Origin of the sequence: Streptomyces misionensis (assembly GCF_007896895.1) — a bacterium.
Classification (GTDB): domain Bacteria; phylum Actinomycetota; class Actinomycetes; order Streptomycetales; family Streptomycetaceae; genus Streptomyces; species Streptomyces misionensis_A.
In genome coordinates, this window is the sequence record NZ_VOGW01000089.1 from 1 (window position 1) to 9689 (window position 9689).

Consider the following 9689-nt stretch of genomic DNA (forward strand, 5'->3'; position numbering starts at 1 on the left):
CGCCGCGGGAGGGCGAGGAGTTCGCGCGCGAGGTGGCCCGGGTGCGCTCGGTCGCGCCGGAGCTGGCCCGCGCGCACCTGCGGACCGCGCTCGCCGGGCCGCTGCCGACCGCGCTGGACCGCGACGACCTGCCCGAGCGGGCGGCCGCGCTCCTGGAGTGGGTGTGGCGCGAGGCCGTACGGCCGTACTGGGCGCGGCAGCGGCGGGTGCTGGAGGCGGACGTGGTGGCGCGCACGGCGCAGGCCGGCCGGGGCGGCTGGGCGAGCGTGCTGGACTCGCTGCGGCCCGGGCGCACCCGGTGGCTCGGCCAGAACCGGTTCCAGATCAACCACCACGAGTACCCGCCGCGCGAGATATCCGGCGCCGAGATGGTCTTCGTGCCGGTCACCCCGCAGCGGCACGGCTGGGTGTCCTGGGACGACGGGGAGCGTTACGCGGTGGTCTACCCCTGTGCCGGGGTGCTCGCCGGCACCGGCGACCGGGCCGTCCCGGCGGGCCTCGGCGCGCTCCTCGGGCCGGCCCGCGCGGGCGTCCTGGTGCTGCTCGGCTCCCCGCTGACCACCACCCAGCTGACCGCGGTGACGGGACAGGGGCTGGGGTCGGTGGGCCGCCACCTGAAGGTGCTGCGGGAGGCCGGGCTGGTGACGCGGCAACGGGCCGGGCGGGCGGTGCTGTACGGCCGTACGGCGGCGGGGGACGTGCTGGTGGACGCCGCCGCTTCACCCGCCGGGCGCATACCATCACGCCCATGACGACTGCTGACCACACCGTGCTCGATGTCGAGATCGGCGCCCTCACCGGCGGCGCCGCGAACCTCCCGCAGTACGCGGGCAAGGCCGTGCTGATCGTGAACGTGGCCTCCAAGTGCGGCCTGACCCCGCAGTACACGGGCCTGGAGAAGCTCCAGGAGCGGTACGCCGGACGCGGCTTCACCGTGCTCGGCGTGCCGTGCAACCAGTTCCTCGGGCAGGAGCCCGGCACCGCCGAGGAGATCGCCGAGTTCTGCTCGGCGACGTACGGCGTGACCTTCCCGCTCACCGAGAAGGTCGAGGTGAACGGCGAGGGCCGGCACCCGCTGTACGAGCGTCTCGTCGGCTTCGCGGACGCCGAGGGTCACAGCGGGGACATCCGCTGGAACTTCGAGAAGTTCCTGATCGGCCGGGACGGCGAGGTCGTCGCCCGGTTCTCGCCGCAGACCGAGCCGGAGTCGGCGGAGGTCGTGGCCGCGATCGAGGCGCAGCTCGGCTGAACCGCCACCCCTTGACCTTGCCCCTGGGGCAGGGCGGAGCGTCCCTGTCGCCGGGCGGGAAGGAACCGCCCGGTGACGGAGGATGACACGGTGCACGAGGAACCGCTCACCATCGGCGCGTTCGCCGCGCGGGCCCGGCTGTCCGCCAAGGCCCTGCGGCTGTACGACCGGCTCGGCCTGCTCGCCCCGGCGTACGTCGACGAGGCGAGCGGCTACCGCTACTACCGCGCCGACCAGGTCGAGCGCGCCCGTCTGGTGGCCCTGCTGCGGCAGCTGGACATGCCGCTGGCCCGGATCGCCGAGGTGATCGGGGCCGAGGGCGCCGAGGCGGCCGGGCTGCTGGCCGCCTACTGGGCGGACGTGGAGGCCCGGGTGGCCGGGCAGCGGACCCTTGTCGGGTACCTCCGTGGACGGCTGTCGGGGAGGAGCTCCGAGATGTACGGGAAGTTCGTGATCGAGACGGTGGACGTGCCGGCGCGGGTGGTGCTCACCGAGAAGCGGCACACGCTGGCGGACGAGCTGCCGGCGTGGATCGGCGCGTCGCTGGGCCGGCTGGAGGCGGCCGCCCGGGAGTGCGGGGGCGTCGCCGGGGCGCCGTTCGTCGTCTACCACGCCGAGGTGTCGATGGAGAGCGACGGGCCCGCCGAGGCCTGCGTGCCGGTGGCCGACGAGGCGGCGGCGCGGGCCTGGGCGGAGCGGCAGGGCCGGGCCCGGGAGATCCGGGTGCGGGTGGAGCCGGCGGCCCGGGTGGCGTACACCCGGATCACCAAGGCGCAGGTGGCGCATCCGCAGATCCTCGCCGCGTTCGAGGCGGTCGAGGAGTGGCTGGCCCGGGAGGGCCTGGAGCCGGCCGGCCCCTGCCGGGAGGTCTACTTCGCCGACTGGGCGGCGGCGGGACCAGAGGACCCGGTGTGCGACGTGGCGTTCCCGGTGCGGGCCCGCTGAGCCGGAGCACGAGCGAGCCCTCTCGGCAAGGACGGCGACTGGTCGAGAGGGCTCTTGGGTGGTGCATGTGCGGTTGTGGTGCTCGGCAGCGAGGGTCAGGGGCGAGCCCCTTACGCCTTCACCGAGGCCACGAAGGCGTTCCACGCGTCGGCGGGGAAGGCCAGGACCGGGCCCTCGGTGACCTTGGAGTCGCGGACGGCGAGCTCGGCCGCGGCGGGCGACTTGACCTCCACGCAGGCGCCGTTGCCCGCGGAGTAGGAGGACTTCATCCACGTCTCGGAAGCGCCCTGAATCAATGCCATGTCCACTCCTGTGTGCGAGTTTGCGGTAGTGCGGTTCACGCCAACCGCGATGACCGATTGGCGTGATCGACGCTACCGGGCAACTCCCGTGACCGGAGGAGTCGTTCACTCGACCGGATGGCATATTCCAGGGCTTCCTTCCACACGGGCGCACTCACCGTGTAGGATCACGCGCCCTCGGTGGCGGGACCTACTGGGCGTACTCCTTCGCCATCCTGTCGATGAGCTGCCGGGACGCCTCCACGTTGAGGGACTGCGCCCGCAGGTGCTCGTACATCAGGGCGTACTTCTGCACGTCCTGCGCCTTCTCCAGGTAGAGGTCGCTGGTGACGCCCTCCAGGTAGACCACGCTGGAGTCGGCCGTGTCGGTGAACTCCAGGATCGCGTACTGGCCGTTGAGGCCCGGGTGGGCGCCCACCTCGAACGGCAGCACCTGCACGGTGACATGGGGCAGGTCCGCCAGTTCCAGCAGCCGCTCCAGCTGCTCGCGCATCACCAGCCTGCTGCCGACGACCCGGTGCAGCGCCGCCTCGTCCAGCACCACCCACAGGCGCAGCGGGTTGGCGGGGTCGTTGATCCGGTCCTGGCGGCGCATGCGCACCCGGACGCGCTTCTCGATCTCCGCGCTCGACGTCTCCGGCAGCGCGCCGCGCACCAGCGCCTCGGCGTAGGCCGGGGTCTGCAGCAGGCCGGTCACGATCTGGGGTTCGTAGACCCGCAGCGACTCGGCGTCGGTCTCCAGGCCGATGTAGACGCTGTACGGGATGTCCCCGAAGGTGTGCCACCAGCCCTGCTGCCGGGAGTCGCGGGCCATCTCCATCAGCGAGTCGACGATCCGCTGGTCCTCGACCTCGTAGACCCCGCACAGATCGCGCACGTCGCGCTGGCTGATGCTGCGGCGGCCGTTCTCCAGGCGGCTGATCTTCGACTGCGACACGAGCAGGCGCTCGGCGACCTCCTCGGCCGTCATGCCCTTCTGTTCGCGCAGTCTGCGCAGCTCCTGGCCCAGCCGGCGCCGCCTGACGGTGGGATTGACATTGGACGCCACAGGACGTGCACCTCCGGCTGCTGCCTGTACTGACACTTTCCGTATCTGCTGCTGAGCAGATTGCCACCAACGCGCTTGTCACCGCTGGGAAATGCGGGATATGCGGCACGCGTACGCGTCGGTTCGGGCGTCGGTTCGGGCGTCAGTTCGCGAGGTGCGCCGGGGACGGGAATGCGGCCGAGCGGGGTGAGGGGACCACAGGGGTCCCGCCACCCCGCTCGGACCGGCGGCTCCCGAACCGGGTTCGTGGGCGCGGGTGTTACGGCGTCAGTGCGCCACGGCGCGCGCCATGGAACCGTGGCGCGGCTGCATCGGCACCCCGCGCGCGGGCTCGGGCGCGGCCGGGCGGCCCGGTGCGGCCGGGCCGCGGCGCGGCGGCGCGGCGGCGCCGTTCTGCACGTCCATCACCGCGTGCGCGACGAGTCCGCCCATCGGGTCGTGCCGGATCAGGTCCCGCAGCCGGGAGCGGGACGAGCGGCCCTCGTTGCCCGGATACAGGTGCTTGCCGAGCCCGACGGCGTGCGCCAGCGCGGCGAGCGCCGCGGTCCGCGGGTCCGGCGGCACGCCGGTGCGGATCGCGGAGTCCAGCCGGGCACGGATCTCCCGGCTGATGGCGGTGTCGGTCGCCTGGTAGCGCGTCGTCGGCAGCACCCCGCACATCTGGCCGGGCACGGCGGCGACCATGCCGCACCGCTCCAGGTGCGAGAGGTACGTCTGGCGCAGCCCCAGCCGGGGCCCGCCGATCCAGTGGACGGCGCGTACCGGAGCGCCGCGCCTTCGCAGCAACTCCAACGCGCAGTCCAGAGTTGGATCTCCTGTCGGCCGTGGCACCACCACGGCGATACGATCCCCGTCTGGGGCTATCCGTCCGGCCAGCGCCAGCTCCACTAGCTGTGCACCGGCCAGACCGAGGTCGAGCGACTGCGGCTGCGCAGTGGTACCCGTGGCCGGGTCCAGTGCCAGCAGCAGAAGCTCCTCCGGAAGTGTTCTGCGGCTCCTGCCCATCCATGCCTCCCCGCGTGGATGAATGACAGGGTGACCCCTCTCACATTGGTCTGTCGAGGGTGCGTGACCGGTTCGTGAGGGAACCGGTAGGTATGTCGTTCTCGTCTACCACGGGGGCCAAGCCCTCACACAGGACACTGGTACATGGTTCGGACAGGGCGCGCGCGTGGGCGTGCGGCGCATGGAGGAGGCATCGGTGGCGGGCGAGTCCCCCGACAAGTCGAAGCAGCGTCAGTCGTCGGCAGGAGCGACGTCGGGGAGCGCGGGTTCGGTTCCCGAGGCGCGTGATCCGCGCCTCGCGGTCGCCCGGGAAGCCGGGGAAAAGGATTCCTCGAACGGAAACGCGGACACCGCGACGAAGATCCTCTCGGTCCGCGCCGCCGAGCCGCTCGAAGAGGACACCGCGCTGAACCGCGCGGTGTCCTCGTGGGTGCGGGAGGCGGACGGGGCCGGGTCCGGGGAGGACTCGGAGGGCGCCAAGAAGGACGCCGAGGCGTCCCCGAAGGCCGCCGAGGGGGCCGGGAAGGACGCGGACGGGGCCGCGGAGGACTCGGAGAGGTCCGGGGACGACTCGGAGGGCGCCGGGAAGGCCGCCGAGGGGGCCGGGAAGGACGCGGACGGGGCCGTGAAGGGTGCCGGGGCCGGGGAGGCGACGGCCGCGGCGGAGACGGGCGCGGAGGCCGGGGGCGACGCGGAGGCGGGCGCCGAGACCGAGGGCGACGCCGCCGAGGCGGGCGCCGGCCCGAAGGACGCGGTCGCTTCGAGTTCCGGTGCGACGAAGGACGCTGACGCCGTGTCGGAGGACGAGGCGGGCGACGAGTCCGACGCGAAGGCCGAGACCGAGACCGAGGTCGAGGCGGAGGCCGAGGACGCGCAGGACGACGCGGAGGACGCGGAGACCGAGACGAAGGGCGCGGAGGCCGAGGGCGGCCGGAAGGCCGGGGACGGCGACGGGAAGGCGGCCGGGGCGGACGCGGAGGCCGAGGCGGGCTCCGCCGAGGCCGAGGGCGACGACGCGGACGTCGAGGCGAACACCGACACCGACGCGAAGAACGACACCGCGAAGGCCGACGCCGACGCGAAGGCCGACGCCGACGCCGAGAGCGACACCAGGACCGACGACGCGGACGCGGACGCCGAGGCCGGCCCCGCCGCGGCCAAGGGCGACGCCGACGCCGACGCGGAGAAGGACCGGCCCGCCGACACCGACGACGCCCCCGGCTCCCCCTCCGCCGCGGCCGAGGGCGACGCGGACGCCGACGGCGGCGAGGAGCCGAAGAAGCCGGCCGCGGACGGTGCGGGCGCGAAGAAGGCCGAGGACGCCGCCGAGGACGCCCCCGCCGCGGGCGTCGACCAGCCGACCACCGCCTTCAAGGCCGTCAAGCCGAAGCCGAAGCCGGACCAGGTCGACCAGCCCACCACCATGCTCAAGGTCGGCGGCAAGGACCGGCCCGCCGAGTCCGACGCCGAGCGCACCAGCAAGTTCGTCGCGCTGAAGGACGACGTCAAGGCGAAGGCGAAGCCCGCCGACGAGAAGACCACCGCCGTCCCCCAGGTCGGCCCCGAGCGCACCACCCAGCAGCCGCTGCCGCCGAAGCCCCCGCTGGACCTCCTCGCCGAGCTGACCAACACGCCGCCGCCTCCGGAGACCCCGGTCCGCACCCTTGTGCGGCGGGTCAAGATCTGGACCCCGCTGGTCCTGCTCCTGGTGATCGTCTTCGCGGTCGTACAGGCCCTGCGCCCGCTCCCGTCCCCCACCCTCGCGCTCACCGGGAAGGACAGCTACACCTTCGACGGCGGCCGGGTGAACCTGCCGTGGCCGAACGAGGGCCAGGGCTGGATGGACGTGGACGGCCTCGGCACCATGGGCGACTTCGGCAAGCAGACGCCCGTCGCCATCGGCTCGGTCGCCAAGACCATGACCGCGTACATCATCCTGCGCGACCACCCGCTCAAGCAGGGCCAGGAGGGCCCGAAGATCAAGGTGGACCCGACGGCGGAGAAGGAGGGCGGCTACAACAAGAGCGGCGAGTCCACCCTCAACACCGTCAAGGCCGGTGACTATCTCACCGAGAAGCAGGCCCTGTCGGCCGTCATGATCCCCTCCGCCAACAACATCGCCCGGCTGCTGGCCCGCTGGGACGCGGGCTCGGAGGCGGCGTTCGTGAAGAAGATGAACGCCACCGCCAAGGAGCTGGGGATGACCGGCACGACGTACACCGACCCGTCGGGCCTGAAGGAGACCACCGTCTCCACCGCCCACGACCAGGTGCGGCTCGGCCGCGCGGTGGTCAAGCAGCCGGCCCTGGTCGCCATCACCAGCGCCGCCAGCTGGACCGACCCCACCGGCCACAACTGGCCGAACTACAACTCGCTGCCCTACTGGGTCGGCGCGATCGGCATCAAGACCGGCACCACCACCGCGGCCGGCGGCAACCTGCTGTTCGCCGCCCGCAAGAAGGTCGGCGGGCAGACGGTCACCGTCGTCGGCGCGATCCTCGGCCAGCACAAGCCCTCGATCCTGGACACGGTCAACGAGGTCAGCAAGACCGCGCTGCTCGGCGCCGAGCACGCGCTGACCTCGGCACAGATCCTCAAGAAGGGCGATGTGGTCGGCTACGTGGACGACCGGCTCGGCGGCCACACCCCGATCGTGGTCACGCGGGACGTCACCGCGGTCGGCTGGTCCGGCCTGAAGGTGAACCTGTCCTTCAGCTCCGGCACCGTTCCGCACACCGCGAAGGCCGGCACCGAGGTCGGCACGCTCACCGTCGGCGACGGCACGACGGCCGGGGTGAAGGTCCCGGTGGCCCTCGCCCAGGACCTGACCGAGCCGGGCTTCGGCGCGAAGCTCACCCGCCTGGGCTGAGCCCGCCGCCGCACCCCCCGCACCACCGCACCACCCCTGCGCGCACCCCGTCACGGCGCCCCACCCGGGAGCCCCGTGGCGGGGTGCGTGCTAGCGTCACGAATCGGGGCAGGTCGCCGGTTCCCGGGACAGGGCCGCGAACTGGACGAGAAGCGGCCGGGAACACCGAAGGAAACGGCCGAGAACAGAAGACGGGACACGGGGAGTGCCTTCAGGTGGCCACAGCGGAGCCGACACGCGCCGACGACGCCGAACCGGGCCCGGGATCCGGCCCACGAATACGCTTGTCCACGCCTGACGCGGACACCGGCGCGCACAGACGCACCGGAGCCGAGGGCCGTACCGGCGCGGACGGCCCCGCCAGGGCGGACGGCCGCGCGGTGGGCGCGGACGGCGGTGCAGTGGGCGCGGACGGCGGTGCCGGAGCGCCCTCGGACGCCACCGCCCGGCCGGGAAGCGCCCTCGCGCGCCTCCTCGCTCCCCTGGACCCCCTGCGCGTCCGTATGCTGCGCCACCCCGTCCTGTGGGTGACCGCGCTCGCGGGTGTCCTGCACATCATCTGGTTCTTCACGTTCGCGAACAGCGGCGGCGATCTCGCGGCGCAGGACGCCTGGGCGGAGTTCGTCGGCCGGCACCCGGACTCGGCGTACAACCTCGCCTGGTACGGGGGCATGCACCCGGTGTCGTACAGCGTGGTGTCGCCGTACCTGATGGCCGTCCTCGGCGTCCGGACGACGATGATGATCGCCGGGACGGTCTCGGCGGGCCTGCTGACGCTGATCCTGATCCGCAGCCGGGCGGTGAAGAACCCGCTGTGGGCCTCGCTCGCCGGGGTCTTCGCGCTGCTGTGCAACGCGCTGTCGGGCCGGGTGACGTTCGGGCTCGGCACGATGATCGCGCTCGGCGCGGTGGCGGCCGTGTTCTGCTGGCCGTACCGGTGGCGGCACAGACGCTGGGCGAAGGCCGCGGTGGCCGCCCCGCTGGCCGGCCTGTCCACCATGGCCTCGCCGGTCTCCGGGCTGTTCGTCGGCCTGGTCGCGGTCGCGCTGTTCCTCCAGAAGCGGCGGCCGGGCGCGTGGGCGCTGGGGCTCGCGCCCGCGGCGGTGGTGGCCGCGTCGTACTTCCTCTTCCCCTTCTCCGGCACCCAGCCGATGACGATCGGCTCGGTGAGCCTGCCGCTGCTGTACGGCCTGCTGTGCCTGTTCCTGGTGCCGAAGAAGTGGATCACCGTCCGGCTGACGGCGGCCGTCTACAGCGTCTCGGTCGTGGCGGTGTGGGTGGTCAGCTCGCAGATCGGCTCGAACATCTCGCGGCTGCCGATGCTGTTCGCGGGTGCGACGCTGATCGCGGCGCTGCCGTTCACGGTGCCGAGGTCGCGCAAGTGGTACGCGACCGTGGTGGCGTTCCTGGGCTTCGTCGGCTGGATCGGCTACAAGTCGGTGGACGACATCATCCACACGACGCCGACCGCGTCATGGGCCCATGAGCTGGCCCCGCTGGTCAACCAGCTCCAGAAGGTCGGCGCCGAGCGGGGCCGTGTCGAGGTGGTCCCGGCGCGCTCGCACCGCGAGGCCTCCGCGCTCGCGCCGTACGTCAACCTGGCGCGCGGCTGGAACCGGCAGGCCGACATGGAGCGCAACCCGCTCTTCTACGACGACACGCTCAACTCGGCGAACTACCACGAGTGGCTCCAGCGGTGGGCCGTGCACTTCGTGGTGCTGCCCCGGGACAACCCGGACGGGGACGGCGGCGAGCGCGAGCGGGAGCTGCTGCGGCGCGGGATGCCGTATCTGACGCAGATCTGGGGCGACGCCAATTGGCAGCTGTTCCGGGTGACCGACCCGACGCCGCTGGCCGAGCCGAACGCGGTGGTGGACCGGGCCGAGCAGGGCGAGATGACGCTGGAGGTGCGCAAGGCCGGGCGCATCCTGATCCGGATCCCCTACTCGCCGTGGCTCAGCGTGGTCGACGCCCACGGCAAGAGCCTGAAGGCCCCGCAGGCGATCCCGTCGGCGCCGGGCACGGAGAAGAGGTACCGCAACGTCAACGGCTGTCTGATGGAGACCCCCGAGGACACCAACGGCGACAAGTGGACCATGCTGATCGCCCCGCGCGCGGGCACGTACCGCCTGGCGGCCCCGTACCAGCTGCCGCGCGGCACGCCGTGCCCCGACGCCCTGAAGTGACGCGCGCCGCCGGGGCTATCGCGGATACCGCGCGAGCCACCCCGGCGACGACCCGGCGGGTCCGTGCAGGGCGGGACCCTGGGTC

The 9689-nt window shown here is 72.9% G+C and carries 8 protein-coding genes; 5 read left to right on the top strand and 3 right to left on the bottom strand.

Annotated elements, in window-relative coordinates; genetic code table 11:
• The 3 genes from FRZ03_RS16125 to FRZ03_RS16135 all read left to right on the top strand — a co-directional run.
• Positions 1–752: ArsR/SmtB family transcription factor (locus FRZ03_RS16125; RefSeq protein ID WP_146465857.1), on the top strand; the 752-nt coding region annotated here is incomplete at its 5' end.
• The gene (locus tag FRZ03_RS16130; RefSeq protein WP_146465858.1) at positions 749–1249 is read left to right on the top strand and encodes a glutathione peroxidase; all 501 of its coding nucleotides are present in this window, start codon (positions 749–751) and stop codon (positions 1247–1249) included. The genes FRZ03_RS16125 and FRZ03_RS16130, both read left to right, overlap by 4 nt.
• A 72-nt stretch (positions 1250–1321) precedes the next feature.
• Positions 1322–2194, top strand: a complete 873-nt coding sequence (locus tag FRZ03_RS16135; protein WP_146465859.1) for a MerR family transcriptional regulator — start codon at positions 1322–1324, stop codon at positions 2192–2194.
• A 110-nt stretch (positions 2195–2304) separates the two neighbouring features.
• On the opposite strand, the gene FRZ03_RS16140 is transcribed toward FRZ03_RS16135, so the two are convergent.
• The 3 genes from FRZ03_RS16140 to FRZ03_RS16150 form a co-directional block, all read right to left on the bottom strand.
• Positions 2305–2496: a DUF397 domain-containing protein gene (locus FRZ03_RS16140; protein WP_146465860.1), complete on the bottom strand. Its 192-nt coding sequence runs from the start codon at positions 2494–2496 to the stop codon at positions 2305–2307.
• Between the two features lie 190 nt (positions 2497–2686).
• Positions 2687–3544, bottom strand: a complete 858-nt coding sequence (locus FRZ03_RS16145; RefSeq protein ID WP_146465861.1) for a helix-turn-helix domain-containing protein — start codon at positions 3542–3544, stop codon at positions 2687–2689.
• 267 nt (positions 3545–3811) lie between these two features.
• A complete protein-coding gene (locus FRZ03_RS16150; protein WP_146465862.1) occupies positions 3812–4549 on the bottom strand; it encodes a GOLPH3/VPS74 family protein in 738 nt (245 codons plus the stop codon).
• A gap of 181 nt (positions 4550–4730) precedes the next feature.
• On the opposite strand from FRZ03_RS16150, the gene FRZ03_RS16155 reads away from it, so the two are divergent.
• Positions 4731–7418, top strand: coding sequence for a D-alanyl-D-alanine carboxypeptidase (locus tag FRZ03_RS16155; protein ID WP_146465863.1), 2688 nt, complete (start codon positions 4731–4733; stop codon positions 7416–7418).
• A gap of 215 nt (positions 7419–7633) precedes the next feature.
• Positions 7634–9604, top strand: a complete 1971-nt coding sequence (locus tag FRZ03_RS16160) for an MFS transporter (RefSeq protein ID WP_186785447.1) — start codon at positions 7634–7636, stop codon at positions 9602–9604.
• Positions 9605–9689 lie beyond the last annotated feature (85 nt).